The organism is Pseudomonas sp. NY15354 (genome assembly GCF_048068075.1).
Classification (GTDB): domain Bacteria; phylum Pseudomonadota; class Gammaproteobacteria; order Pseudomonadales; family Pseudomonadaceae; genus Aquipseudomonas; species Aquipseudomonas guariconensis_C.
The window spans coordinates 18861-43999 of the sequence record NZ_JBLUPV010000039.1 but is presented as its reverse complement, the minus strand read 5'-3'; the positions used below and the strand labels follow the sequence as shown (position 1 = coordinate 43999).

Here is a 25139-nt window from a genome sequence, read left to right as displayed (position 1 = left end):
CTATAACCCTAAACGCCGACACAGCAGTGCTATGCAGCTGTCTCCAGTAGAGTATGAGAAACGCTATTTCCTGAGCTTGGAGAGTGTCTAGAAAACCAGGGGCGATTCATTTGCTTCGATAGAAAAGTAGCAGTAATGTTAACGCTGTTGCGGGTATTGACCACCATGTGTAGTTCAAGCAGGGAAGGTAAAGTCCCAGGGCGATGACCAAAAAAACGTAGCGTGTTGCATTGAATGTTGAGTAGGGATCCGATGCGATCATAGATTTCTTCCCGTGAGCCTGTTGCCAAGACTTTTGTCTAGGTTGAACTCGTTGAAAAAGTACTGTGCAGCTGTACCGGACAAGTAAGAGGCAATTATCACAAGGACAACTGGAGTGCTTGCCGCTGCCAGCGCAATTGTGACTACCAAACCCACCCCAAACGCCACCGCATTGCCCGATTGGCTATACGCAGACCGCTCAAAAAACTCCCCAATGGAACCGGAAGCCCTGGCATCGGCAACCGCCTGGGGGCCAAACGCCAATGCGGCACCCACGGCGTTACCACCCACGATCTTCCCGAACCCTTGCTTGCCATACATCTTCGGGTCGAGCCCTAAACGGCTGTTGAGCATGCGTTGGGAGCCGTAGGCCGGCACGTGGAGATGGTTACCCACCTGCAAGGGGCCGAAGTTGTAATAGGCGGCGGCCTGCATCGCGGGAATTTGGAACTTGAGGTTGCCGCCGACATTGACGAGCTTGATTCGTCGCTGGAAGGTCTTGCGTGCCGATCGGCTGCCGCTTCGGCCTCGGGTCGCGGCCCAGGCTTTGAGGTCCTTTTTCAGCGGTTCGGGCAGGGCCAGCAGGTCGATCAGGCGTTTGCTCTTGGCGCTTGCGTAGATCAGATTGGCAACCGTGCCAAGGGTGCTGGGCAGGCTGGTGGGCGAAAACCAATGCGGGCCGATTTTCGGAATCGCTTCGGCGCGTTCGCGCAGGGCCTCCAGTGCTTGCGCGGACGCCTGGCCGGTGCGCTCGAGTGTGACGAACAGCTGCAACAGCAAGGCCAATGCCTCGAGACGCTCCTGCTCGGACAGGCCGTTGTCAGGCAGGGCCAATTCATTGGCGAGGAACAGTGCTGCGCTGTAGTCGTCGGTGTCGTATTCCCCTTCGACCTCGATCAACGAGGGAAAGGCGCGCGCCGCCACGGTCTCAGGCCAAGGCTGCTCGCCGTTGTCGAGCAAGCCCTCTGGATGGCGGCCCCAAGGGTTGGTGCGGGTGCAGAGGGGGTACCGGTCATTCATGCGCGGTTACCCCTGATCTATCGGAGGTTGAGAATGACTTCATACAAGCCTACGCGTTTACCTGAGCCTGGAAGTTCCATGAAGTGAAACTTGAGTGGGCGGGATTGATTCTGCGTAGGGAAGTAAAAAGATCCGAGTGATTGGCTGTCAATACAGGGCGGGAGGAATTGCTTTTATAGTTTTTTAGTGCGTATTTCGAAATGAGTGAAGTTGCTGTACTTGTTGTGGGAGGTTTCTGTTTTTATTTTCTGGGGAGGTTGTTTGTCGGCTGTTGATTGACTGTTTATCGAATAAATGGCTGGCCGTCGCATCCAGGCGTCACTGCGAAACGGCGTAAAAAACGCCCACCGATATTTCGGTGAGCGTTTTTTAGGGGCACCTAGGTATCAGTCCCAGGCAGGCGCCAGGCCGTCAGGGCTGACCTCGCGGCCGTTGCGCTCAAGGGTGGCGATGCGCGCCATGTCCTCGTCGTCCAGGCGCAGGTCGCGGGCAAGCAGGTTGCTGGCCAGGTTCTCGGGCTTGGTGGAGGAGGGGATGACCGCATAGCCCAGCTGCATCGCCCAGGCCAGTGCGACCTGCGCGACGGTCGCCTTGTGCTTGGCGGCGATCTCGGCCAGCACTGGGTCCTTGAGCACCTTGCCGTAGGCCAGGGTCATGTAGGACGTGACGGTGATGCCTTGCGCCTTGAGGAACGCCGCGAGCTGGGTGTTCTGCAGGTACGGGCTGAGTTCGATCTGGTTGGTGGCGATCTCGCCCTTGCCGACCACGTCGATGGCCTGGCGGGTCAGCTCGATGTTGAAGTTGGAGACGCCGATCTGACGTGTCAGGCCTTGCTTCTTGGCCTCGGCCAGGGCGGTCATGTACTCGGTGAGCTCAACGCCATTGCCCGGGGCTGGCCAGTGGATCAGCAGCAGGTCGACGTGATCGGTACGCAGCTTCGCCAGGCTCTCGCGCAGGCTCGGGATCAGCTTGTCGGCGGCATAGTTATCGACCCAGATCTTGGTGGTGATGAACAGCTCGTCACGCGGTACGCCGCTCTCGAAGATCGCTTGGCCCACGTCGGCTTCGTTGCCATAGATCTGCGCGGTGTCGATGACGCGATAGCCCAGTTCGAGGGCGGACTTGACCGAGTCGATGACGGCTTGGCCGGTGAGGCGGAACGTGCCGAGGCCGAAAGAGGGAATGCTCATTGATCTGCTCCTGGTGAGTGTGGCGAGGATCGAATCCAAGAACAGTGTGGCTCGGAATCGATCAAGTGAGACCAGTGTGGGGATTTGCCATGGATTGATTAAGACGCTGGTGGGCCAAGGTCATTTGACTTCATGTCATGAATGGCGCGTGGAGCGTGCATGGGGTAGAGGCAATGAAAGCCTCGGATGGAATGGAAACGAGACGGCCCGCCAAAGGCGGGCCGGTCGGTACAGCGTGTGACGATCAGCGGCGGCGGAACAGCGGCAGCGGCTCGTCGGTGGCGCCTTGGTAGGTCACCGAGAAGTCCTTCAGGCTCTGCAGCGCGTCTTCCGGGTCCTTGTCGGCGCGGATGGCGAAGGCGTCGAAGCCGCAGCGGGCCATGTAGAACAGCTGGTCGCGCAGCACGTCGCCAATGGCGCGCAACTCGCCCTTGAACTTGTAGCGGTCACGCAGCAGGCGCGCGTTGGAGTAGTTGCGCCCGTCGGTGAAGGCCGGGAAGTTCAAGGCGATGACCTGGAAGTGCTGCACGTCTTCGCCGATCTCTTCGGCTTCCTCGTCGCTGTCCAGCCACACGCCCAGGCCGCCGTCGCGGGCCTTGAGGGCATGGGCGTGGTCACGCCACATCTGCAGCGGGACGATGTAGTCGTCGCAGTTGGTCAGCTCGTCGAACGAGGTGTCCTTGGGCAGCAGATGCCAGGTTTCGTCGACCAGTTGGTTGTTTTTAATGATTCGCTGCATAGACGCGTTCCTTGAAGGGGTCGATGCCAATACGCTGGTAGGTGTCGATGAAGCGCTCGTCTTCGGTGCGTTGTTCCACGTACACGTCGATCAGCTTCTCGATCACATCGGCCATTTCGTCCTGGGCGAAGGAAGGACCGAGGATCTTGCCCAGGCTCGCATCGCGCGCGGCGTTGCCACCCAAGGAGACCTGGTAGAACTCTTCGCCTTTCTTGTCCACGCCGAGGATGCCGATGTGGCCAACGTGGTGGTGACCGCAGGCGTTCATGCAGCCGGAGATGTTCAGGTCGAGCTCGCCGATGTCGAACAGGTAGTCCAGGTCGTCGAAGCGGCGCTGGATGGATTCGGCGATCGGGATCGACTTGGCGTTGGCCAGCGAGCAGTAGTCGCCACCCGGGCAGCAGATGATGTCGGTCAGCAGGCCGACGTTCGGCGTGGCGAAGCCCTGTTCGCGCAGTTCCAGCCAGAGGGCGTGCAGCTGGCGCTGCTCGACGTCGGCCAGAATGATGTTCTGCTCGTGGGAGGTGCGCAGGAAGCCGAAGCTGTAACGCTCGGCGAGGTCCGCCACGGCGTCGAGCTGCTTGTCGCTGATGTCGCCGGGGGCAACGCCGGTGGGCTTGAGCGACAGGGTGACGGCGACGTAACCGGGCTTCTTGTGGGCGCGGGTATTGCGCGAGCGCCAGCGGGCGAAGCCAGGATAGTCCTGATCCAGCGGAGCGTAGTCGACGTTGTCCAGGGCCAGGTAGGCCGGGTCGACGAAGTGGCGCGAGACGCGCTGCAGCTCGGCTTCGGTCAGGGTGGTCGGACCGCCGCGCAGGTGGGCCATCTCGGCCTCGACCTTCTCGGCGAACACTTCCGGGGTCAGCGCCTTGACCAGGATCTTGATGCGCGCTTTGTACTTGTTGTCACGGCGGCCGTAACGGTTGTACACGCGCAGGATGGCATCCAGGTAGCTGATCAGGTCCTGCCACGGCAGGAACTCGTTGATGAACGAACCGACCACCGGAGTACGGCCCAGGCCGCCGCCGACCAGCACACGGAAGCCCAGCTCACCGGCCTCGTTGTACACCGGCTCCAGGCCGATATCGTGCACTTCGATGGCGGCGCGGTCTTCCTTCGAGCCGTTGATGGCGATCTTGAACTTACGCGGCAGGTAGGCGAATTCCGGGTGGAAGGTGGTCCACTGACGGACGATTTCGCACCACGGGCGTGGGTCGATCACTTCATCGGCGGCAACGCCGGCGAACTGGTCGGTGGTGGTGTTGCGCAGGCAGTTGCCGCTGGTCTGGATCGCGTGCATCTGCACGGTGGCCAGCTCAGCCAGGATGTCCGGGATGTCCTCAAGCGCCGGCCAGTTGTACTGCACGTTCTGGCGGGTACTGATGTGGGCATAGCCCTTGTCGTAGTCACGGGCGATCTTCGCCAGTACGCGGACCTGGCCTGCATTCAGCTGGCCATAGGGCACGGCGACACGCAGCATGGGCGCAAAACGTTGGATATACAGGCCGTTCTGCAGACGCAGAGGGCGGAATTCTTCTTCGCTCAGCTCACCGGCCAGGTAGCGGCGGGTCTGATCCCGGAACTGCTTGACGCGGTCCTCGATGATCCGCTGGTCGTACTCGTCGTATACGTACATATAAGTCCTGTCTCAGGCTGCAGGCAGCTATTCGCGCGCACGGCCGCGCACTCCGCTTCGGAGCCGGAGCACGATATCAGGTTGTGTTTATGCGCTAAAGTGATGTTTTTGCATATGAAAAGAACCAATCGAACTAAGTGAGACCCACTGGCATTTGCTCGCCTGCAGGCCCCGTCCGTTTATACTCGCGCGTTTGTTTTGCAACGGATGTAACCGCATGCTCAAGGCCTTGTGCCAGGGCCTGTGCCTGAGCCTGCTCCTGGCAGCAGGGAGCGCACAGGCCGCCTCCGTGGTGTTCCTCAACCCAGGCTTTTCCAGCGAAGCCTTCTGGGTCGGCTATTCGCGTTTCATGCAGGCGGCCGCCCATGAGCTAGGCATGGACCTGCGCATCCAATACAGCGAGCGGCGCACGGACCTGGCTTTGGCCCAGGCCCGCGCGGTGCTGGCCGGGCCGCAGCGGCCGGATTACCTGGTGCTGGTCAACGAGCAGTACCTGGCGCCGGAAATCATCCGCCTGGCGCGGGGCCTTGGGGTCAAGCTGTTCCTGGTCAACAACGGCTTGACCGAAACCCAGGCGCGCAGCATCCAGGCCCAGCCGGACCGCTATGCGCAGGTGCTGGGTACCCTGACTGCCAACGACGAACAGGCCGGCTACCAGATGCTGCGCCAGATGGTCGCCACGTTGCCGCCGGGATCGGGGCCGGTGGACCTAGTGGCGTTCGCCGGGGTCAAGACCACTCCCGCCTCCCAACTGCGTGAACAGGGCATGCGCCGGGCCTTGGCGGACTTCCCCCAAGTGCGCCTGCGGCAGGTGGTCTATGGTGGCTGGAGCCGCGAGCGCGCCTACGAACAGGCGCAATTGCTCGCCGAGCGTTATCCGGCTACGCAGTTGGTCTGGTCGGCCAACGACGAAATGGCCTTCGGCGCCATGCAGGCCTTCGAAGAGAAGGGGCGCACACCTGGGCGTGACGTGATCTTCGGTGCCGTCAACAGCTCTCCCGAAGCGCTGCGCGCACGTATCGACGGGCGCTTGAGTGTGCTGATGGGTGGGCATTTCACCCTGGGCGGCTGGGCCATGGTGCTATTGCACGACGATGCCTCGGGGCTGGCGATCAACCGTGACGGCCAGCAGGCGCACACGGTGCCGGTATTGCAACCGTTCGACCAGGCCAAGGCTCGGCGCTGGCTCAAGTTGCTGGAGAGCTGCGATGACATGGGCGTGGATTTTCTGCGCTACAGCGCCGAAGGCCGACCGGCAGATTTTCGTTATCCGTTCCTGACCAAGCCGGTCGACTATTGAAAGACCTTGCTTGAGAGAAGGCCATTGCTGGGCTTAACTGCTGGTTGAAGTGCATTCCCATAACCACTACAAGAGGCAATGCAATGGGAAACTCGACCAAGTTGCGCAAAGCTGACAGCAGTGTCGACGCCTGGGCGATCCTCTGCCTGATCATCCTCGTCGTCGTGGCTGCCGTGTATTGGGTCAGCCACCAGTAACGCCAGTCTTCAGACCTTGAGTGAAACCAGAACCGCCCGCGGAAGGGACATCCGCGGGCGGCTTGCGTTCTAGCGGGCGGTCAGGTGCATGGCCAGTTGCACGAGGCCGATCAGCGCCAGGATGAACACCAGGGTGAACAAGGTGCCCAGTGCGATGAAGTGGCTGGCCTTGCCATGGGTGAAGTCGCGCGCGCGGTTCTTGCCGCTCTGCACGCCAAAGGCGGCGGCGAGGATGCTCTGAAGCATCTGCCAGAAGGTGGGTGGTTTGCCGGGGTCGTTGTCATCCATGAAGGGCTCCTGGAAACAGAGACAATCACACAACAGTGTAGGCAGGCCTACGGGCGCTGCGTAGGTCTATTCGCGGGTAAACCCGCTCCCACAAGGATCACTGCTAACCCTGTGGAGCGGGTTTACTCACGAAAGGGCCGCAAGCGGCCGTCTTGCAGATCAGCCCTCGTAACCGAGGTTCGGGGCCAGCCAGCGCTCGCTCACGCTGATGTCCTGGCCCTTGCGCGCGCTGTAGCGCTCGATCTGGTCCTTGTCCACCTTGCCCACGGCGAAATACTGCGCCTGCGGGTGAGCGAAGTACCAACCGCTGACCGCCGCCGCCGGGAACATGGCGAAGTGCTCGGTAAGGAACACTCCGCTCGGGCCGGTCTCGCCGATGGCTGTGCCATCGAGCAGGCGGAACAGCGTGGCTTTCTCGGTGTGGTCCGGGCAGGCCGGATAACCCGGGGCAGGGCGGATACCGCTGTACTGCTCCTTGATCAGCGCTTCGTTGTCCAGGTGTTCGTCCTTGGCATAACCCCAGTACTGCTTGCGCACCTGCTCGTGCAGCCACTCGGCACAGGCTTCGGCCAGGCGGTCGGCCAGGGCCTTGACCATGATCGAGTTGTAGTCGTCGCCGTTGTCCTGATAGGCCTTGGCCACTTCCTCGGCACCGATGCCAGCGGTGGTGATGAAACCACCGACGTAATCGGTCAGGCCGCTGTCCTTGGGCGCGACGAAGTCGGCCAGGGAGAAGTTCGGCTTGCCATCAGGCTTGATGGTCTGCTGGCGCAGGTGGTGCAGGGTGGCGAGCTTCTCGCCGTTGTTGCCGTACACCTCGATGTCGTCGTGCTCGACCTGGTTGGCTGGCCAGAAGCCGAAGACCGCGCGGGCGCTGATGAGCTTTTCGTCGATCAGCTTGTCGAGCATCTCGCGGGCATCGTTGTACAGCGCGGTAGCCGCCTCGCCGACCACTTCGTCGGTGAGGATGCGTGGGAACTTGCCGGCCAGGTCCCAGGAAATGAAGAACGGTGTCCAGTCGATGTATTCGGCCAGCACGCGCAGGTCGATGTCCTCGAGCACCTTGACGCCGGTGAAGGAGGGCGCTGCCGGGGTGTAGCCGGCCCAGTCGTACTTCGGTTTGGCGGCGATGGCCTGGTCATAGCCCAGGCGCTCGGTACGGGCGCTGCGATTGGCGGTGCGCTCGCGGACTTCCACGTACTCCTGGCGCGTCTTCTCGACGAAGCCCGGCTTGAGCTCCTTGGACAGCAACTGGGTGGCCACGCCCACCGCACGCGAAGCGTCGGTGACATAGACCACCGCGTCGTTGGAGTACTTGGGCTCGATCTTGACCGCCGTGTGCGCCTTGGAGGTGGTGGCGCCGCCGATCATCAGCGGCAGCTCAAAGCCCTGGCGCTGCATTTCGCGGGCGACGTGGACCATCTCGTCCAGCGATGGGGTGATCAGGCCAGAGAGGCCGATGATGTCGCACTTCTGTTCGCGGGCGGTCTGCAGGATCTTCTCCGCAGGCACCATCACGCCCAGGTCGACGATGTCATAGCCATTGCACCCGAGCACCACGCCGACGATGTTCTTGCCGATGTCGTGCACGTCGCCCTTGACCGTGGCCATGAGGATCTTGCCCTTGGCCTCGGGCGTGTCGCCCTTTTCGGCTTCGATGAACGGGATCAGGTGGGCTACGGCCTGCTTCATCACCCGAGCGGACTTGACCACCTGGGGCAGGAACATCTTGCCGGCGCCGAACAGGTCGCCGACCACGTTCATGCCGCTCATCAGTGGCCCCTCGATGACCTCGATCGGGCGCGCGCACTGCTGGCGGCACTCCTCGGTGTCCTCGACGATGAAGGCGGTGATGCCCTTGACCAGCGCGTGCTCCAGGCGTTTTTCCACTGGCAGCGAGCGCCACTCTTCGTTTTCCACTTCCTTGGCCGCGCCGCCGCCCTTGTAGTCGTCGGCAATGGCCAGCAGGGCATCGGTGCCGTGCGGGGTGCGGTTGAGCACCACGTCCTCGACCTTCTCGCGCAGCGCAGCGGGGATCTCATCATAGATCTCCAGCTGGCCGGCGTTGACGATGCCCATGGTCAGGCCGTTCTTGATGGCGTGATAGAGGAATACCGAGTGGATCGCCTCGCGCACCGGGTTGTTGCCGCGGAAGGAGAACGACACGTTGGACACACCGCCCGAGCTCAGCGCGTAGGGCAGGTGGTCGCGGATGTAGGCGCAGGCTTCGATGAAGTCCACGGCGTAGTTGTTGTGTTCCTCGATGCCGGTGGCCACGGCGAAGATGTTCGGGTCGAAGATGATGTCTTCCGGCGGGAAGCCCACGTCATTGACCAGGATGTCGTAGCTGCGCTGGCAGATTTCTTTTTTGCGCGCGGCGGTGTCGGCCTGGCCGACTTCGTCGAAGGCCATCACCACCACGGCGGCGCCGTAGCGTTTGCACAGGCGGGCATGGTGTTTGAACTGCTCGACGCCTTCCTTCATGGAGATCGAGTTGACGATGCCCTTGCCCTGGATGCACTTCAGGCCCGCTTCGATCACTTCCCATTTGGAGGAGTCGATCATGATCGGTACGCGAGAAATGTCAGGCTCGCCCGCGATCAGGTTGAGGAAACGGACCATGGCAGCCTGCGAATCGAGCATGCCTTCGTCCATGTTGATGTCGATCACTTGGGCGCCGGCCTCGACCTGCTGCAGGGCGACTTCGAGCGCTTCGGTGTAGTTCTCCTCGCGGATCAGGCGGGCGAACTTGGCGGAGCCTGTGATATTGGTGCGCTCGCCGACGTTCACGAACAGCGACTGGCGATCGATGGTGAACGGCTCCAGGCCCGACAGGCGGCAGGCCTTGGGGATGTCCGGAATTTCGCGCGGCTTGTACTTGGCCACGGCCTCGGCAATGGCCTGGATGTGCGGCGGGGTGGTGCCGCAGCAACCGCCAATGATGTTGAGGAACCCGCTGGCGGCGAACTCTTCGACCACGGCGGCCATTTCAGCCGGGGTTTCGTCGTACTCGCCGAAAGCGTTGGGCAGGCCGGCGTTGGGGTGGGCCGAGACGTGGGTGTCGGCCTTGGTCGCCAGCTCTTCGAGGTACGGGCGCAGGTCCTTGGCGCCCAGGGCGCAGTTCAGGCCCACGGAGATCGGCTTGGCGTGGCGCACCGAGTTCCAGAATGCCTCGGTGGTCTGCCCCGACAGGGTGCGGCCGGAGGCGTCGGTGATGGTGCCGGAGATCATGATCGGCAGCTCGACGCCGTCTTCCTCGAACACCTGTTGAACGGCGAAGATCGCCGCCTTGGCGTTGAGGGTGTCGAAGATGGTCTCGATCAGCAGCAGGTCGGCGCCGCCTTCGATCAGGCCGCGGGTGGCCTCGGTGTAGTTCTCGACCAGCTCATCGAAGGTGACGTTGCGATAGCCTGGGTCGTTGACGTCCGGGGAGATCGAGCAGGTGCGGCTGGTAGGGCCGAGCACGCCGGCGACGAAGCGTGGCTTGTCCGGAGTTTCCAGCGTCTTGGCGTCGGCCACCTGACGGGCGATGCGCGCGCCTTCGACGTTGAGTTCGTACACCAGCGCTTCCATGCCGTAGTCGGCCTGGGAAATTTGCGTGGCGTTGAAGGTGTTGGTCTCGAGGATGTCGGCGCCGGCGTCGAGGTAGGCTTTCTCGATCGAGGCGATGACATCGGGGCGGGTGAGCAACAGCAAATCGTTGTTGCCCTTGACGTCGCTTGGCCAATCGGCGAAGCGCGTGCCACGATAGTCGTGTTCCTCGAGGCGGTAGCTTTGGATCATAGTACCCATGCCGCCGTCGAGGATCAGTATGCGCTCCTTGAGTGCTTGCTGGAGTGCTTGGAAACGAGCGCTGCGGTCGGACATAGGAACTACCTGGTCGGGCGAATTTCAGAAGGTGCTGAATAATAACAAAGCTGCACGGATTTTAGACGTGTCGGCCATTTGCATGAATTTCGTTCATGTTGACGGCGCACCAAAGCACCCAAGGACCGGTCAGGCAAATCGTGATGGCTTTCAGGAATCAGGACATTCGGCACATGGTGCATCGTTTACTTGCTGGCGCCTTCGCCCTGCTCATCAGCGGCGTGGCGTTCGGGCAAGCCCCCCAATCGAGCCCGGCGATTTCGTACACCCGGGACATTCAACCGATCTTCACCGAGAAGTGCGTGGCCTGCCACGCCTGTAACGACGCGGCCTGCCAGCTCAAGCTGGAAAGCCCCGAAGGCGCGGTGCGCGGTGCCTCCAAGACCCCGGTGTACCAGGGCGAACGCAGCAAGGCGGTGCCCACCACGCGGTTGTTCTACGACGCCCACGACGAACAGGCCTGGCGCAAGATGGGCTTCTACTCGGTGCTGGACAACCAGGGCAGCCAGGCCGCGCTGATGGCGCGCATGCTCGAGCTGGGCCACAAGACCCCGCTGACGCCCAACGCCAAGTTGCCGGAAGAGATCGTGCTGGGGCTCAACCGCAACAACATGTGCCCTTTGCCTCACGAATTCGACGCCTACGCCGGTGCCCACCCGAAGGAGGGCATGCCCCTGGCCGTCACTGGCCTCACCGATGCCGAATACCAGACCCTGCAGCGCTGGCTGGCTGCCGGTGCGCCGGTCGAATACCAGCCGATCCAGCCCAGCGCCGCCGAGGCCCGGCAGATCACCGAATGGGAAGAGCTGCTCAACCGTCCGGGTTCCACCGAAGCGCTGGTGGGCCGCTGGCTGTATGAGCATCTGTTCCTGGCACACATCTATTTCACCGGGGGCGAGCCGGGGCACTTCTTCCAGTGGGTCCGTTCGCGCACCCCAAGCGGCAGGCCAGTCGACATCATCGCCACCCGCAGACCCAACGATCCGCCCGGTACCGACTTCTACTACCGGCTGATTCCGGTGCAGGGCGTGATCGTGCACAAGACCCACATCACCTACCCGATGGGGCCGCAGAAGCTCAAGCGCGTCAAGCAGCTGTTCTACAGCGGTGACTGGCATGCCTCCTCGCTGCCCGGTTACGGGCCGCGTCACCGCTCCAATCCATTCGAGACCTTCGAAGCGATTCCGGCGGTAGCGCGCTATCAGTTCATGCTCGACAACGCCGAATACTTCGTGCGCACCTTCATCCGCGGCCCGGTGTGCCGTGGGCAGATCGCCACCGATGTGATCCGCGACAACTTCTGGGCGTTGTTCCAAGAGCCGGCCCATGACCGCTACATTACCGATGCCGAGTACCGCGGCAAGGCGACGCCGCTGCTGGCGATGCCGGGTCAGATCGACGACGTAGGCAGTGTGCTGAGCCTATGGCATGCCTACCGCGACAAGCGCAACGAATACGAGAAGCTGCGCCGCGAAGCCTACGCCGAGATGCCTGCGCCGAGCTGGTCGACCCTGTGGGCGGGCAACGACAATGCGCTGCTGACCATCTTCCGCCACTTCGACAGCGCGTCGGTGAGCAAGGGCCTGATCGGCGACGTGCCGCTGACCACCTGGCTGTTCGACTACCCGCTGTTCGAGCGTACCTACTACCAGTTGGCGGTGAACTTCGATGTATTCGGCAACGTCTCGCACCAATTGCAGACCCGTCTGTACTTCGACCTGATTCGCAATGGCGCCGAGATCAACTTCCTGCGCCTGATGCCGGCCGACCAGCGTGGGGCGATCCTGAGCGACTGGTACCAGAACAGCGGCAAGGTGAAGATGTGGCTCGACTACGAAGACATCGACACCAGCACGGCGAGCGCGCTGAAGCTGGACAAGCACAACCCCAAGCGTGATTTCGGCCTCAAGTTGCTGCAACGCACCGGCAGCCTCAACGCAGCGCCCGATCCGATCAACCGCTGCACAGGGGCCCATTGCTCGCGGCCGCAGATGAGCACGGAGTTCCAGGATGCCGAGCAGAGCCTCAGCCGTCTGGTCTCGCGGCCGGCTGCCGGGCTCAAGGTGATCAACCAGTTGCCCGAGGCGACCATGCTGCGCATCGAAGGGCAGGGTGGTCAGCGCCAGGTCTACAGCCTGTTGCACAACCGCGCCCACAGCAACGTTGCCTTCCTGCTCGGCGAGGCCTACCGCTACCAGCCGGGCCTGGACACCCTGACTCTGTACCCGGGCGTGCTCAGCAGCTACCCGAACTTCATCTTCAACATCCCGACCAAGGATGTGCCGGAGTTCGTCGAAGACATGGAAGCTGCCCGCGACGATGCGGCCAAGTTCGAACGGATCGTCATGCGTTGGGGGGTGCGTCGCAGTCACCCTGAGTTCTGGCGCTACTTCCATGACCTGAACACCTTCATCAAGGAGACCGAGCCGGTGGAAGCGGGTGTGCTGGACATGAACCGCTACGAGAACCTTTGATCGGTCGAGCTGACCTTTCCGGGCACGTTGCGGTCGGACTTGCCGGGTGGTCCTGATCGATTGCAGCGGCTGCAGTGCAGCCCTTCGCGGGTAAACCCCCTCCCAGAGGGCCAGCGCAGGTCTTGAGGGGGCGGGTTTGCCGGCGAACGAGCGCACAGCGCTCGACGCTGCGCGTGGTCGGGGCCTCAATGCACCGAAAACCGCAGGAACCGGCATGCTGTATTCGCTTCAGGCTCTCCGGGCATTCGCCGCCTGGGTGGTGGTCTGCCACCACTTCATGCAGATCTTCTTCGACTTCCACGCCACCGGCCCCATCGGCAGACTGCTCGCCGAACGGGGCGCGGTGGGGGTGGATATCTTCTTCGTCATCAGTGGGCTGGTGATCTACCTCTCGACCCGCGACAAGCCCATCGCGCCCGGGCAGTTTTTGCTCAACCGGGTGCTGCGCATCGTCCCGGCCTATTGGTTCTACACATTGCTGATGGCCTTGCTGTTGTTGGTGGCCAGTCGCTGGATGCCGCATCAGGTCTTCGATTGGCAGCACCTGCTGCTGTCGCTGCTGTTCATCCCGGCGGAAAACCCAGGTGGCTACGGCTTGTATCCAACGCTCAACGTCGGCTGGACGCTGAACTTCGAGATGTTCTTCTACCTGTTGTTCGGGTTGGCTTTTTTGGTGCGCCGACGTCATCACCTGCTGCTGGTGACCGGGGCTTTGCTGCTGGTCAGCGAAGTGCTTGGACGCATGGGTGTGCTCAGCCGCTTCTACAGCAATGGCATCATCTACGAGTTCCTGCTGGGCATTGGCATCGGCGTGCTGTACCGCCGTGGGCTGGTGAGGGAAGGGCTGTGGTTGCCACTGGCGGTGCTGGGCGTGGCGGGGTACGCCCTTTACCAGTTCGATGCATCCGTGCGCCTGCTGCACTGGGGTGTGCCGAGTGCGTTGGTGGTGTTGGCGTTCGTCGCACTGGAGCCGTACTTTCATGGCAACCGGGTGCTCAAGGCGTTGGGCGACTGCTCCTACTCGGTGTACCTGATCCACGTGCTGGTGCTCTACGGCGGCTGGTTCGCCAGTCAGCGCCTTGGGCTGAACCCCTATGGGGTGTTCGCCGTCTGCGTGCTGTCCATTGGACTAATGTCGTGGCTGAGTTTCCACTGGCTGGAGCGCGGCCTGTACCGGCGCATGCAGGCCTGGTTGCGTGAAGACAGGGAGCCAGGCCAGGTGTTGGCGCTTTCCCGAGTCAAATACTAGGACTTTGTTCGAAGGCCAGGTTGGCGTACACTTGCCGACAAGTCTGTGAGGAACTTCCATGAGCGCTATAACCATTACCGACGCCGCCCATGATTACCTGGCCGATCTGCTGTCCAAGCAGAACACCCCGGGCATCGGCATCCGCATTTTCATCACCCAGCCGGGCACCCAGTACGCCGAAACCTGCATTGCCTACTGCAAGCCAGGCGAAGAGAAGCCTGACGACACGGCCGTGGGCCTGAAGAGCTTCACCGCGTACATCGATGCGGTCAGCGAGCCGTTCCTCGAGGACGCGCTGGTCGACTACGCCACCGACCGCATGGGTGGCCAGCTCACCATCAAGGCCCCGAACGCCAAGGTGCCGATGGTCAACGAGGACAGCCCGCTCAACGAGCGCATCAACTATTACCTGCAGACCGAGATCAACCCGGGTCTGGCCAGCCACGGCGGCGCCGTGAGCCTGGTGGATGTGGTCGACGACGGCATCGCAGTGCTGCAGTTCGGCGGCGGTTGCCAAGGCTGTGGCCAGGCCGACGTCACCCTCAAGGACGGCATCGAGCGCACCCTGCTCGAGCGTATCCCGGAGCTCAAGGGCGTGCGTGACGTGACCGACCACAGCAACAAGGAAAACGCCTACTACTGATCAGCGCCGCCTGGCGTTGTTTCATCCGGCGTTCTCTTTGCAAGATGTTGCGCTTAGCAACAAAGTGTTACGGAATCAAGCCCTGCGACAACAGGCCGCAGCCCGGATTTCAAGGGCTGCAGGCCGATCCCTCCTTCGTCGGGTAGATGCCCTTGGGGTGTCATGCCAGAATGCCCCGGTTTTTCGTCGGCCCATCCCAGGGGCCGGCACCTTCCCTATAAAGGATGGTTCCATGACTGATCTACTGACCCGGCGTGCTGTCGTCGCCGGGATGGGCGTTCTGGGGCTTGGCCTGCTGGCCGGTTGCAACCCGGCCCGGGGGCTCGAGTTCAAGTACGGCAAGAACATGAGCAACGAAATCCTCGGGCGCAAGTTCCGCCTTAAGGACACCCAAGGCAACGAGCGCACCCTGTCGAGCTTCTACGGCTCGATGCCGATGATCTTCTTCGGTTTCACCCAGTGCCCGGCTGTCTGCCCGACCGCCATGGCGCGCGCGGCGCAAATCAGAAAGCTGCTCAGGGGGCGCGACCGGGACTTGTTCCAGGTGGTGCTCATCACCCTGGATCCGGAGCGCGACACCCCCGAAGTGCTCGATGCCTACGTCAAGGCTTTCGACCCGTCGTTCACCGCCCTGACCGGCACCCCCGAGGAAATCGCCGAGGTGGCCAGGGAATTCAAGGTGTTCTACGAGAAGGTCCCCGCCGGCGACACCTACACGGTTTCTCACTCGTCCACCAGCTACGTCTATGACACGCGTGGCACCCTGCGCCTGAGCCTTGGCCATTCCCTGACCGCCAAGGAATGCGCCGAGGACCTGGTCACCCTGATGGAGATTTGCTAATGGCTGTTTCACTGCAACCTGCCAAACGTGCACTGGCCGCCCTGGCCATGATGGGGCTGGCCCTGCCGGCGTTGGCCCAGACCACCGTGAGCGATGCCTGGGTTCGCGCCAGCGTGCCGCATCAGCAGTCCACCGGCGCTTTCATGACCCTGACCGCCGACAGCGACAGCAAGCTGCTCAGCGTGGCCTCGCCGGTCGCCAAGACCGTGCAGATCCACCAGATGAGCATGAAGGGCGACGTGATGAGCATGGGTGAAGTCAAAGCCGTCGAGCTGCCTGCCGGTAAGGCGGTGACCCTCGACCCCAACGGCTACCACGTGATGCTCATGGGCCTGACCCAGCAGGTCAAGGAAGGCGAGCAGGTGCCGCTGACCCTGACCATCGAAGATGCCAAGGGGACAAAGCAAACCCTGGAAGTCCAGGCACCGGTTCGCCCGCTGGGTGCTGAAGCCGGGCATGATCACGCGCACATGCACTGATCTGCGGTAGGGGCTGTCGCACAGCCCATTGCGACACAAGGCCGCTCCCATGCTGTGGGCGCGGCCTTGCTACATAAAAGGGGCGCTAAAGCGCCCCGATCGTCATTACGGATACTGCTCAGCTACGAAACCTGGGCAACGGTCGCTCGATGGTCAGCGAGGTCAAGGTCTTGCGTACCTGGGCGTCTTCGGCCTCCAGAGCCTTGAGGCTGGCGCGGATCTTGCCAGCCGCGGGCACATCGCCCTGCCGGTCGATCCAGTCGGCAATCTCCTTGCAGGCACTGCTCAGACAGGCTTGGCGCTGGTTCATCAGCGTCAGGAGGGTGGTGAGCTCTCTATCGGACATGGCAGGATCCTCCGTTCAGCCCTCTCAGTGTAGCAGGGGGTGGGGTTCCTGCCTGACGTGGGGGCTGGGTACCCACTGCGCATCAGCACCCTCACGTATCGCGCGATGCACAACTACTGCTTATCCATTGAATGGCATATACACACGGCTTGGGTAAGACGGTCTTCATCCTCTCTATATTGGTCTTGGTCGGAGTGCAAGGCGTCTGTCGGAGTTGGTATAGAGCAGGCTGTTTACAATATTTTGTGTGCGTGGGAAGTTTCATACAAGTTTGGCTTCATGATATTTCCTGTTACAGGTTCGTTGTGATCTCATGTTGTTTTCATGGGTTTATCAAACTACGGTTTATTTGCCCGGTCATTGCTGGGAAAATAAAAATCATCAAGTGCTAGAGAGGATGTTTGACATGAAATCAGCAATTCATATGTTCAAAGTCGATATCGTTGGTGTAATTGGCAATGGCGTCTGCATGTGGTGAATGCAGCAGAGGCGATCATTGATCGCCTCTCTTTTTCTTCAACGGAGGGAGCTCTGGTCATGGAGGATTTCGGTTATCACACGATCTGGGACATCACGGGTGCCAATTCCGCTGTGTTGCGTGACGAACAGGCGTTGCATCGGTTCTTTCATGCCGTGTTGTTATCGTCAGGCTTTACGGTAATAGACGATCTGGTACACAAATTCGTGTTGGGTGGAGAAGGCGTGACGGGGTTGTTCCTGCTTTCCGAATCTCATCTTTCTTACCATACCTATCCCGAGAACAGTTACATCAGTATCGATGTCTACACCTGTGGTAAGAGCAATGCGTCAATCAATAGTGGTATCAGACGATTCTTTGGCGATCACGTCAATGTCAACTGTCGGACGCTACGGCGCGGGAGTGGTTTAGCGATAGATAAGGAGTGCTGTGATGAGGCTTGTCGATAATGGATTTATCAAGTTTGATTACCAGTTTCCGCTTTATAATTTTTTCTTTCCTTCGCAGGCGTTGAACACTTATTCGCCGTCCCGTCGGCAGTTGGCGACGCTGCTCCAGGGTGCCAATGATCATGCGCGTTCGCGGGCGTTGTACTTCCATATCCCATTCTGCGAGTCGATCTGCACTTTTTGCCCCTTTACCCGTGGCTTGTACAAAGACAGCCAAGCCATCGATCGCTATACCCAGGCGCTTTTACGTGAGCTCGAGTACAAGGCTGAGCTTATGGATTTGCGTGCGATTCCTGTGCGTGCGGTCTTCTTTGGTGGGGGGACGCCGTCGTTACTTTCACCGCGCAATATTTACGAGATCGGAGAGGCGTTGCACCGTCATTTCGACATGGCCGCTGTCGAGGAGTTTTCCTTTGAGTGCCACGTCGGTAGCGTTACCCCCGAACGGGTGAGCGCGCTTGCCGACATCGGTGTGAGCCATGCCCGTGTCGGCTTGCAGACGATCGACCCGCAATGGCGCCGGCTGTTCAATCTGGTGGAAGACATAGGGCAGGTAGAGCAGGCGGTCGGGCGACTGGTCTCAGGCTTCGACCACGTGCTGTGCGACATCCTCTACGGCATGAACGGCAGCAGTGAGCGGCAAACCTTGGCTGACATCGACAAGGCCATCGAGTTGGGAGTGAGCAATCTTGATATTTACCCAATCAACAACGCAGCCACCTCGGTCAAATTACACAAGTCAATCAAGGCGCGTTTTACGGATGTGATGCCGGCTCTGCGCAAGTTGAACATGAAACTCATGTTCGATGAGCACCTGCGGCAAAAAGGCTATGTGCCTTACAACGGCCATGGTTACGTGCGGATGCCAAGCGAGCAGGGACAGTTGTTAAGTCGTCGCTACGCGTTCGTCTATCACGAACATGTGTATGGCTATGCAAGCCACGACATACTTGGGTTTGGTGTCAACGCCATCTCTTCGGTGGCGGGAAATGTCATCACGAATACTTCGTTACGAGAGCAATACATTCACCGGATGTTGGCAGGAGAGTGCGTGTGCCGGGTCAGCGAGCACGATCCTGTGCTGGATGCGGTCAAACCACTAGTGCTGCGCTTGCCATACCACGGCAGGGCCGAGAAGTCTCTGATCGAACTTGACCGGATGCCTGCGGGGTTGATGGCGCGGTTGAGCGCGTTGATCAATGCCGGCCTCGTCGAGGACCAGCCCCATGCGTATGAACTGACCCGGTTGGGTTGGCTCTGGTACAGCAATCTCATGTTCTATCTGATTCCCGAGAGTGAGCAAAATGTGCTCAAGCGCTTGGTCTACGAGCGTCTCGACACGCCAGGGCGGGACATCAGTGAAGACGAACTGATCTATGTGACGGCTTAGGGAAGGCGAAGCGGCATGCGTGGATTGAACTTGAATGCGGGTACCCGAGCGCTGGCGACCGGCTACTTCTTTTCCAAATGTGGTGAATTTGCCTTCGAAACAGCCTTTGCCGTGGTGGTGGTGTCGATGGTCGACGCAGACCTGCTGTTGATTGGGCTGGTGTACTTCTTTCGCTACCTCCCCAGCATGGTTTTTTCACCGATGGGTGGCTGGTTTGCTGACCATACTGAACGCAGACGCACCTTAGTGTGGGTGGAGCTCACCAAAGGGGCTTTGGCATTGGTGTTCTTTGCATTGTTCTCCTTTTCCGAGCCGGCATTGGTTGTAGTTACCCTGGCCGCGATGGTCATGACGGCACTGGATTGCCTCTATGTACCAACGTTTCGTGCCTATTTCCCCGACATCGTCGAGCGGGACGAACTGCCTTCGGTCAACAGCGGCGTACAGGTGGTCGAGGATATGTCGTCGATCCTTGGACCGCTGGTGTTCTCGGCTGTGGCGTTGCTTTACGCCAGTGAGGCGACTTTCCTGTTCTTTGCTGTTTTCCTGCTGTTGTCGGCAGCCAGTCTGGTCAGGTTGCCTGCGGTTGAAAAGCCGAAAGCGGCGGCCTTCGATGGCATGGCGCTGGTGCGTGATGCCGTACGCGGTATCGGTCATATGCGTGCATGCAATGCACCGCTATTTGCAGTGATTTGTTGCACGACCTTTTGCGCGATGTTCGCCACTTCCGTCATACGCTTCATCCTCCCGGCATCGGTACTTGAACGGTTCTCCTCGGAGGCGGCGGTTGGCTACGTTTTCTCGCTGCTGGCCACGGGGACCGTGCTGGGCGGCCTGCTCTACACCAGGTTCAATCGACACACCTCGGCGCGTCTTGTGTTGCGCTATTGGGGGCTATATGGCGCGTTGTTTTTCATCGCTGCCGTGGCGCTTCAGTTCAACACCTGGCTGTTCCTGTTGGTACTGTTCTTTGTGGGGTTCATTGGCGCCTTTGTCGATATTGCCATCGTGACCAATATCCAGTGCTTGTCGAACGAGCAGGAGGTCGGGCGCAACTTCTCGCTGTACTACTTCACTGCGGTAATCGGTGATGCCTTTTCAGGGTTGATTGCCAGCGTCGTCTATTTCCTGGTCGGCCCGGCCACCTTCGTTGGGATGACGTTCATGCTGGTTGTCGCGCCCCTGCGCTGGAATATCAAGAGAGGAGCTCCGGATGAGCATCAGGATCGTGCATAGTGCTGTTATCGATCCAGCGGGATGGGAAGGCACCGAGGTGACTTGCCTGACAGCGCATGAAAACCTGGCCGGTGCGTCTGCACTGGTCCTGACGCCGAAGGATGCATTGACTGAACAGGTCACGCAGGCGGTAAGGCGGTGGCAACTGCCACTTTTCCTGGTTGGTGAGCCAGATGGTCCAACCTTTGATGATCTTTATAAGGACCTGGAAGCGATTTGGTTGTCACAGCCCTTGTCCATCCACGATCAAAAGCGAGTGAGAGCCTTGGCCGAGGCCTACGAGCAACGGTCGCTGCCACCGTTTACCCGGGCAGTTGCCGCGTTCGGCGCCAGGCGCAGGCCTACGTTCGCCTGTCCTGGGCACCAGGGGGGCAGTGGCCTTGAGTTGCACCCGGCAGGGGTGCGTCTGCGGCGTTTGCTAGGTGACGGTATTTTCAGCGTGGATGTCCCTCACGCCGCACCTGAGCTTGGCGACGTGTTGTGTCATCAGGGGCCGGTCCTTGAAGCGGAGCAATTAGCGGCGAAGGTTTTTGGCGCTGACCAAACCTGGTTCGTGCTCAATGGAACCTCGACGGCCAACAAGGTTGTTGCCAGCGCCCTGCTAACGAGTGCGGACTTGGTGCTGATGGACAGGAACAACCATAAATCGGTATTTCTTGGCGCTTTGGTACAGTGCGGGGCGGTGCCTGTCTACCTGGAAAACGTCCGGGACGAGCAGGGCATTCTGGGCGGTTATCGCCCTGGTACACTGAATGAGACGCTTCTGCGGCGCAAGGCGGCAGCCATCGACAAGACGCGGGCCAGACAAGCCCGACCGTTTCGCCTGGCAATTGTCCAGCATGCCACCTGTGATGGGGTGATCGTCGATGCCGCAGCATTGCTGGAGCGCATCGGCCACCTTTGTGACTACGTCCTGTTCGATGCCGCCTGGTCGGGCTATGAGCTTTTCGTTGCGCAGCTGGCCCGACTTTCACCTTTGGCCGTGCCTTTGCGCGAGGACTCACCGGGAATCTTGGTGACGCAGTCGGTGCATAAGCAGATGGCTGGGCTTTCCCAGACCTCGCAGATCCATAAGAAAGACCGCCACTTGCTGGGCCAGTCCCGGTACTGCTCGAGCCAGGTCTTCAATAGCGCCTTCATGCAACACGCATCGACCAGCCCTTCGTACCCTCTCTTCATGTCTCTGGAGGTCAACGCGGCAATGTTGGCCGACGGGGAAGGTGAGCGGCAATGGCAGGAGGTGACACGAGTCGCCGAAGCGTTGCGCTATCAGGTGCTGCGTCAGTGCCGATTGTTCAAGCCTTTGTTCTTGCTGGGCAAAGACGATGCACCGCAGCCGTACAGAGGCATGGGTCGCGCCGGTGAGGGGGGCCTGGAGCCGGGTCTACACTATCTGGACCCATGCAAGGTGATCTTGCTGACCCGTGATCAGGTCGGTCCAGGAGGTCCAGGTATCGATGTGCCAGCCTGCATCGTGACTCAGTACCTTCGAGAGAACAACTTTACGCCGGAAAAAGCAGATTTCTACAACTTCACCCTATTAATGACACCCTCCAGCATGAGGGCTGACCTGAATAGGTTGGTCCACTGCCTGGAGGCGTTCGAGGCTCATTTGCTTGCCCGCACACCTGTGTGGGATGTGCTGCCATCGTTGCGTGGTGAAGGGCTGCGATATGAAGGAATGTCGTTGAACGGGCTGTGTGAAGCGATCAATAGGCTATACAGGTCGTTTGAAGTTGAACAACGGCAGGCAGATATTTTCAGCGCCGTTGACCTGGTCATTGCTGACCGCTCTCCCCAGGCGGCGAACCAACAGTTTGTAAGGGGCGAAGCCGTGTTGCAGAAGGTGTTGGATGTGCTCGGAAAGGTCGCGGCCGAAGGTGTCATACCTTATCCGCCAGGTGTGGTCTGCATCGCCCCTGGCGAGCGTTGGACGGCTGCGTTGATCGATTACCTGCTTGCGGTCGAAACCTTGACCAACCAGCATCCCAGTTTTGCGCCACACATACAGGGTGTGCACCCAATCGAAAACGCCGACGGGACTATCTCGTTTGGGGTGTTCATTCTTGATTGATACCGATGAAACTTTCGCTCCCTCGGTGCGCAAGTTCATTCATGTCGATATGGACTCGTTCTTTGTCTCGGTGGAGTTGCTTGACGCACCCTGGTTGTCCGCACGTCCGGTTGCGGTGGGTGGTCGGGCGGCTGAGCGGGGAGTGATCAGCACGGCCAGCTATATCGCCAGGCAGTTCGGCGTAAAGAGCGGCATGGCGACGGCCACGGCCCAGCGTCTGTGTCCTGAGCTGATATTGCTTCCGGTGCGTTTCGAGCGTTATGAGGCGGTGACGCGCAAGCTGGACGGGATCTTTCGTCGGTATACGTCGAGCGTCGAGTTTCTTTCCCTTGATGAAGCCACGCTGGATGTTTCTGGCCAACCTCATTGCAATGGCTCGGCTACCTACATGGCCGAGCAGATCAGGTCGAGCATTCGGCGTGAACTCGGGCTGACTGCCTCGGCAGGCGTCGCTCCGTTGAAGTATCTGGCCAAGATAGCCTCCGAAATCAACAAGCCCAACGGGCAGTTTGTCATTGCTCCGGAACAGGTGGATGGCTTTCTCGCGACCCTCGACATTCGCAAGATTCCCGGTGTCGGCCCCAAGACATGGGCAATTCTGGAGAGCCTTGGGTGCTATCAATGTGCAGACGTGACTGAGGAGCAGATTCCTTCGTTGTTGCGCTATCTGGGCTTGCATGGCTTTTATGTATGGGAGCGCTGTCAGGGCCGGGAGACGCATGAGGAAAAGTCCAGTGAAATTCGTTCACTGGGCGTGGAGCATACCCTGGCAAGTGATTGCGAAGACTTCGCTGTGTGTGCCGATGAGCTCGATGCGTTGATGAGTGCACTTCGATTACGCCTCGCGGAGCTCGATGAAGGCGACCATATTGTCAAGAACCAGGTCAAGCTCAAGTTCTCCGATTTTTCCATCTCAAGTACCGAAACCCCTGCACAAGGCCTGGAGCCAGAGGTCTTCTTGGGGCTGTGCAGACGGCTTTGGGAGACCAAGCGCCAGGGGCGTGCAGTGCGTTTGGTGGGCATTGCCGTCAAGGTGCGACGCAAGGTATTGACCCGCCTGCAGTTGGAGCTGCCTTTTTGAGCTATTTGACCGGGTGCTAAACGAACCGACACGCCTGCCGATACGCCCCCGGCGTCACGCCATAGGCCTGCTTGAACTGCCTGCTGAGGTGGCTCTGGTCGGCAAAACCCAGGGCGAAGGCGACTTCTGAGGCGGGGAGGCCGCTCTTGAGCAGCTCTCGGGCGCGGGACAGGCGGCGCTGCTTGAGCCAGGCGTGGGGCGGCAGGCCGGTGGCCTGGCGGAATACCCGGGCGAAGTGGAAGGGGGAGAGATTGACCGCTGCGGCCAGGGCTTCGAGCGAGGGCGGGTCGGCCAGCTGGCTTTCGAGCAGTTCGCGAGCGCGGGCCACGGCGAGCGGTTCGTTGCCGGGGAGGGGTGGCTCGGCGATGTGGCCATGGCGTTGTACCAGCGCCAGGACCGCCTGGCGCCAGGCGGTTTGTTGCTCCAGGGCGCTGGCGTCGGACTCCGAGAGCTGGTGCAACTGGCTGAACAGGGTGGCCAGGGCAGGGTCCTGGATCACGCTGTCCTTGAAGTGCGGCATGCCATGCCGGCTCAGTTCCAGCTCATCGAGCACGCCCGTGACCCGCTCGTGCTCGGGATAGAAGCCGCGATATCGCCAGCCCGCCTCGTGGGCCGTGGCGCCGGTATGCAGCTCGTCCGGGTTGATCAACACCATGCTGCCCACCGGGGCCAGGTGCTCGCTGCCGCGATGCCAGAAGCGCTGGGCGCCGGATTCGATCACGGTGAACACATAACCTTCGTGCACGTGGGGGGCGAAGCGCTGCTGGAAATACCGCGCGTGCAGCATTTCGACGTCGCCCAGTGCCGGGGCCTGCCAGAGGTGGGTTTGTTCGCGCAGGGGTGTGCTCATGCCAGCCAGCTGCGCAAGATGAAGAAGATCAACATGCTCACCAGCATGCTCAGCAATACGCTGCGGGTCAACAGCACCAGGGCGATGGCCACCAGCGAGCCGAGCAGGTAGGGGTTGGTGACGCTCAGGTCCAGCTGATGCCCCGGCAGGAAGATGATCGGCCCGCAGATGGCAGTCAGCATGCCCGGTACCGCGAAACCGAGGAACTGCCGCGCATTGGAGCTCAGGCGCAGGGGCAGACGGGGTTCCAGGAAGGCGTAGCGGTTGAGGAACACCACCAGGCCCATGGCGAAGATCAGTAGCCAGGTCATGGGCGACCTCCGCTGAGTTTCTGGCACGCGAAGCCGGCGGCCATCCCCAGCAGACCGGCGGCGACCAGGGCGGTTTCCCAATGCCAGTAGCTGAACAGCACTGAGCACAGCAGCGATACCGCCACGCACACCACTGTCGGCAGGTTACGTACCAAGGGGGCGATCAGTGCGACGAAGGTGGCGACAATGGAAAAGTCCAGGCCCAACTGGTCCAGGTGCGGGATGTTCTGGCCGAGCAGTATCCCGGCCAGGGTGAAGAGGTTCCAGGCCACATAGAACGTCAGACCGACGCCCAAGGCGTACCAGCGGTTGAACTGCTGCTGGTCGTAGCGGCTGGTCAAGGCGAAGAATTCGTCGGTGAGCAAAAAGCCCAGCCCCAGGCGCCAGCGCAATGGCTGGCCGGACAGCACCGGGCGCATGGTCAGCCCATAGAGCAGGTGCTGAGAGGTCAGCAGCAAAGTGGTGAGCAGGATCGAGAACAGATTGGCTCCACCCTTGAGCATGCCGATCGCAACCAACTGTGCGGCCCCGGCGAAGACGATGGCCGACAGCCCCTGGCCCTCCCAGGCACTGAGGTTGGCCTCGATGGCCATGGAACCCGCGAGCAGGCCCCAGGGGGCTACGGCCAGGGACAGGGGCATGATGGCGATGGCGCCATGGAGGAAGGCTTGGCGGGCGACAGGTGGGCTGCAGGGCATGGTGGTGACTATGAGTCGACAAGGTAGGCCAGCATGCCAGAG

21 protein-coding genes are annotated in these 25139 nt (G+C 60.8%); 11 read left to right on the top strand and 10 right to left on the bottom strand.

Going from position 1 to position 25139, the window contains the following annotated elements; all coding sequences use genetic code 11:
- Nucleotides 1-258: 258 nt before the first annotated feature.
- From ACNFCH_RS23925 to ACNFCH_RS23910, 4 genes are all read right to left on the bottom strand, one after another.
- Nucleotides 259-1281, bottom strand: coding sequence for a hypothetical protein (locus tag ACNFCH_RS23925; protein ID WP_337159163.1), 1023 nt, complete (start codon nucleotides 1279-1281; stop codon nucleotides 259-261).
- Between the two features lie 386 nt (nucleotides 1282-1667).
- Complete coding sequence (gene dkgB / locus ACNFCH_RS23920) at nucleotides 1668-2471, bottom strand: 2,5-didehydrogluconate reductase DkgB (RefSeq protein ID WP_337159164.1); 804 nt, start codon at nucleotides 2469-2471, stop codon at nucleotides 1668-1670.
- Between the two features lie 244 nt (nucleotides 2472-2715).
- Complete coding sequence (locus ACNFCH_RS23915; RefSeq protein WP_196162102.1) at nucleotides 2716-3210, bottom strand: DUF934 domain-containing protein; 495 nt, start codon at nucleotides 3208-3210, stop codon at nucleotides 2716-2718.
- Nucleotides 3194-4846 (bottom strand): nitrite/sulfite reductase, encoded by a 1653-nt coding sequence (locus tag ACNFCH_RS23910; RefSeq protein WP_337159165.1) that lies wholly within the window; start codon nucleotides 4844-4846, stop codon nucleotides 3194-3196. The genes ACNFCH_RS23915 and ACNFCH_RS23910 overlap by 17 nt, the downstream gene beginning before the upstream one ends.
- Nucleotides 4847-5063: 217 nt before the next feature.
- Between ACNFCH_RS23910 and ACNFCH_RS23905 the strand changes: the two genes are divergently transcribed.
- Entirely contained in the window at nucleotides 5064-6146 is a 1083-nt protein-coding gene (locus ACNFCH_RS23905) for an ABC transporter substrate-binding protein (RefSeq protein ID WP_337159166.1), read from the top strand.
- 266 nt (nucleotides 6147-6412) lie between these two features.
- Here ACNFCH_RS23905 and ACNFCH_RS23900 read toward each other — a convergent pair whose 3' ends face one another.
- Both ACNFCH_RS23900 and metH read right to left on the bottom strand, forming a co-directional pair.
- On the bottom strand, nucleotides 6413-6631 hold the full coding sequence (locus ACNFCH_RS23900) for a DUF2970 domain-containing protein (RefSeq protein ID WP_337159167.1): 219 nt from the start codon (nucleotides 6629-6631) through the stop codon (nucleotides 6413-6415).
- A gap of 159 nt (nucleotides 6632-6790) precedes the next feature.
- A complete protein-coding gene (gene metH, locus ACNFCH_RS23895) occupies nucleotides 6791-10498 on the bottom strand; it encodes a methionine synthase (RefSeq protein ID WP_337159168.1) in 3708 nt (1235 codons plus the stop codon).
- Nucleotides 10499-10671: 173 nt separating this feature from the next.
- Between metH and ACNFCH_RS23890 the strand changes: the two genes are divergently transcribed.
- The 5 genes from ACNFCH_RS23890 (at nucleotide 10672) to ACNFCH_RS23870 (ending at nucleotide 16184) form a co-directional block, all read left to right on the top strand.
- Nucleotides 10672-12972 carry a fatty acid cis/trans isomerase gene (locus ACNFCH_RS23890; protein WP_337159169.1) on the top strand — a complete coding sequence of 767 codons (2301 nt, stop codon included), beginning with the start codon at nucleotides 10672-10674 and terminating at the stop codon, nucleotides 12970-12972.
- A gap of 214 nt (nucleotides 12973-13186) precedes the next feature.
- Nucleotides 13187-14221, top strand: a complete 1035-nt coding sequence (locus tag ACNFCH_RS23885; RefSeq protein WP_337159170.1) for an acyltransferase — start codon at nucleotides 13187-13189, stop codon at nucleotides 14219-14221.
- Nucleotides 14222-14279: 58 nt separating this feature from the next.
- A complete protein-coding gene (nfuA, locus tag ACNFCH_RS23880) occupies nucleotides 14280-14864 on the top strand; it encodes a Fe-S biogenesis protein NfuA (protein ID WP_043206916.1) in 585 nt (194 codons plus the stop codon).
- Nucleotides 14865-15096: 232 nt separating this feature from the next.
- A complete protein-coding gene (locus ACNFCH_RS23875) occupies nucleotides 15097-15705 on the top strand; it encodes an SCO family protein (RefSeq protein ID WP_070094037.1) in 609 nt (202 codons plus the stop codon).
- Complete coding sequence (locus ACNFCH_RS23870; protein WP_070094036.1) at nucleotides 15705-16184, top strand: copper chaperone PCu(A)C; 480 nt, start codon at nucleotides 15705-15707, stop codon at nucleotides 16182-16184. Before ACNFCH_RS23875 ends, ACNFCH_RS23870 begins: the two co-directional genes overlap by 1 nt.
- 118 nt (nucleotides 16185-16302) lie before the next feature.
- Here the strand turns inward: ACNFCH_RS23870 and ACNFCH_RS23865 are convergent, their stop codons facing one another.
- Nucleotides 16303-16530 carry a hypothetical protein gene (locus ACNFCH_RS23865; RefSeq protein ID WP_043206911.1) on the bottom strand — a complete coding sequence of 76 codons (228 nt, stop codon included), beginning with the start codon at nucleotides 16528-16530 and terminating at the stop codon, nucleotides 16303-16305.
- 474 nt (nucleotides 16531-17004) lie between these two features.
- Here ACNFCH_RS23865 and speD point away from each other — a divergent pair, with 474 nt between their 5' ends.
- Genes speD through dinB form a run of 5 tightly spaced genes read left to right on the top strand, consistent with a single transcriptional unit; the run spans nucleotide 17005 to nucleotide 23238 of the window.
- Nucleotides 17005-17457 carry an adenosylmethionine decarboxylase gene (gene speD, locus ACNFCH_RS23860; protein WP_337159171.1) on the top strand — a complete coding sequence of 151 codons (453 nt, stop codon included), beginning with the start codon at nucleotides 17005-17007 and terminating at the stop codon, nucleotides 17455-17457.
- Entirely contained in the window at nucleotides 17441-18847 is a 1407-nt protein-coding gene (locus ACNFCH_RS23855; RefSeq protein ID WP_337159172.1) for a coproporphyrinogen-III oxidase family protein, read from the top strand. Before speD ends, ACNFCH_RS23855 begins: the two co-directional genes overlap by 17 nt.
- A 15-nt stretch (nucleotides 18848-18862) precedes the next feature.
- The gene (locus ACNFCH_RS23850) at nucleotides 18863-20083 is read left to right on the top strand and encodes an MFS transporter (RefSeq protein ID WP_337159173.1); all 1221 of its coding nucleotides are present in this window, start codon (nucleotides 18863-18865) and stop codon (nucleotides 20081-20083) included.
- Nucleotides 20061-22157: an ornithine decarboxylase gene (locus tag ACNFCH_RS23845; protein ID WP_337159174.1), complete on the top strand. Its 2097-nt coding sequence runs from the start codon at nucleotides 20061-20063 to the stop codon at nucleotides 22155-22157. The genes ACNFCH_RS23850 and ACNFCH_RS23845 overlap by 23 nt, the downstream gene beginning before the upstream one ends.
- On the top strand, nucleotides 22150-23238 hold the full coding sequence (gene dinB, locus ACNFCH_RS23840; protein WP_337159175.1) for a DNA polymerase IV: 1089 nt from the start codon (nucleotides 22150-22152) through the stop codon (nucleotides 23236-23238). The genes ACNFCH_RS23845 and dinB overlap by 8 nt, the downstream gene beginning before the upstream one ends.
- 16 nt (nucleotides 23239-23254) lie before the next feature.
- Here the strand turns inward: dinB and ACNFCH_RS23835 are convergent, their stop codons facing one another.
- The 3 genes from ACNFCH_RS23835 to ACNFCH_RS23825 are packed head-to-tail and all read right to left on the bottom strand — an operon-like array spanning nucleotide 23255 to nucleotide 25097.
- Entirely contained in the window at nucleotides 23255-24088 is an 834-nt protein-coding gene (locus ACNFCH_RS23835) for an AraC family transcriptional regulator (RefSeq protein WP_337159176.1), read from the bottom strand.
- The gene (locus ACNFCH_RS23830) at nucleotides 24085-24399 is read right to left on the bottom strand and encodes an AzlD domain-containing protein (RefSeq protein WP_070094030.1); all 315 of its coding nucleotides are present in this window, start codon (nucleotides 24397-24399) and stop codon (nucleotides 24085-24087) included. The genes ACNFCH_RS23835 and ACNFCH_RS23830 overlap by 4 nt, the downstream gene beginning before the upstream one ends.
- The gene (locus tag ACNFCH_RS23825; RefSeq protein ID WP_070094029.1) at nucleotides 24396-25097 is read right to left on the bottom strand and encodes an AzlC family ABC transporter permease; all 702 of its coding nucleotides are present in this window, start codon (nucleotides 25095-25097) and stop codon (nucleotides 24396-24398) included. Before ACNFCH_RS23825 ends, ACNFCH_RS23830 begins: the two co-directional genes overlap by 4 nt.
- Nucleotides 25098-25139 lie beyond the last annotated feature (42 nt).

What these genes read in the sequence shown, in the direction of transcription:
- ACNFCH_RS23825 (WP_070094029.1), bottom strand. Translation starts at nt 25,097, where the DNA reads ATGCCCTGCAGCCCACCTGTCGCCCGCCAAGCCTTCCTCCATGGCGCC.
- ACNFCH_RS23910 (WP_337159165.1), bottom strand. Translation starts at nt 4,846, where the DNA reads ATGTACGTATACGACGAGTACGACCAGCGGATCATCGAGGACCGCGTC.
- ACNFCH_RS23845 (WP_337159174.1), top strand. Translation starts at nt 20,061, where the DNA reads ATGAGCATCAGGATCGTGCATAGTGCTGTTATCGATCCAGCGGGATGG.
- ACNFCH_RS23870 (WP_070094036.1), top strand. Translation starts at nt 15,705, where the DNA reads ATGGCTGTTTCACTGCAACCTGCCAAACGTGCACTGGCCGCCCTGGCC.
- ACNFCH_RS23835 (WP_337159176.1), bottom strand. Translation starts at nt 24,088, where the DNA reads ATGAGCACACCCCTGCGCGAACAAACCCACCTCTGGCAGGCCCCGGCA.
- ACNFCH_RS23890 (WP_337159169.1), top strand. Translation starts at nt 10,672, where the DNA reads ATGGTGCATCGTTTACTTGCTGGCGCCTTCGCCCTGCTCATCAGCGGC.
- ACNFCH_RS23830 (WP_070094030.1), bottom strand. Translation starts at nt 24,399, where the DNA reads ATGACCTGGCTACTGATCTTCGCCATGGGCCTGGTGGTGTTCCTCAAC.
- ACNFCH_RS23925 (WP_337159163.1), bottom strand. Translation starts at nt 1,281, where the DNA reads ATGAATGACCGGTACCCCCTCTGCACCCGCACCAACCCTTGGGGCCGC.
- ACNFCH_RS23875 (WP_070094037.1), top strand. Translation starts at nt 15,097, where the DNA reads ATGACTGATCTACTGACCCGGCGTGCTGTCGTCGCCGGGATGGGCGTT.
- ACNFCH_RS23865 (WP_043206911.1), bottom strand. Translation starts at nt 16,530, where the DNA reads ATGTCCGATAGAGAGCTCACCACCCTCCTGACGCTGATGAACCAGCGC.
- ACNFCH_RS23855 (WP_337159172.1), top strand. Translation starts at nt 17,441, where the DNA reads ATGAGGCTTGTCGATAATGGATTTATCAAGTTTGATTACCAGTTTCCG.
- ACNFCH_RS23850 (WP_337159173.1), top strand. Translation starts at nt 18,863, where the DNA reads ATGCGTGGATTGAACTTGAATGCGGGTACCCGAGCGCTGGCGACCGGC.
- dkgB (WP_337159164.1), bottom strand. Translation starts at nt 2,471, where the DNA reads ATGAGCATTCCCTCTTTCGGCCTCGGCACGTTCCGCCTCACCGGCCAA.
- ACNFCH_RS23885 (WP_337159170.1), top strand. Translation starts at nt 13,187, where the DNA reads ATGCTGTATTCGCTTCAGGCTCTCCGGGCATTCGCCGCCTGGGTGGTG.
- ACNFCH_RS23905 (WP_337159166.1), top strand. Translation starts at nt 5,064, where the DNA reads ATGCTCAAGGCCTTGTGCCAGGGCCTGTGCCTGAGCCTGCTCCTGGCA.
- ACNFCH_RS23915 (WP_196162102.1), bottom strand. Translation starts at nt 3,210, where the DNA reads ATGCAGCGAATCATTAAAAACAACCAACTGGTCGACGAAACCTGGCAT.
- nfuA (WP_043206916.1), top strand. Translation starts at nt 14,280, where the DNA reads ATGAGCGCTATAACCATTACCGACGCCGCCCATGATTACCTGGCCGAT.
- metH (WP_337159168.1), bottom strand. Translation starts at nt 10,498, where the DNA reads ATGTCCGACCGCAGCGCTCGTTTCCAAGCACTCCAGCAAGCACTCAAG.
- ACNFCH_RS23900 (WP_337159167.1), bottom strand. Translation starts at nt 6,631, where the DNA reads ATGGATGACAACGACCCCGGCAAACCACCCACCTTCTGGCAGATGCTT.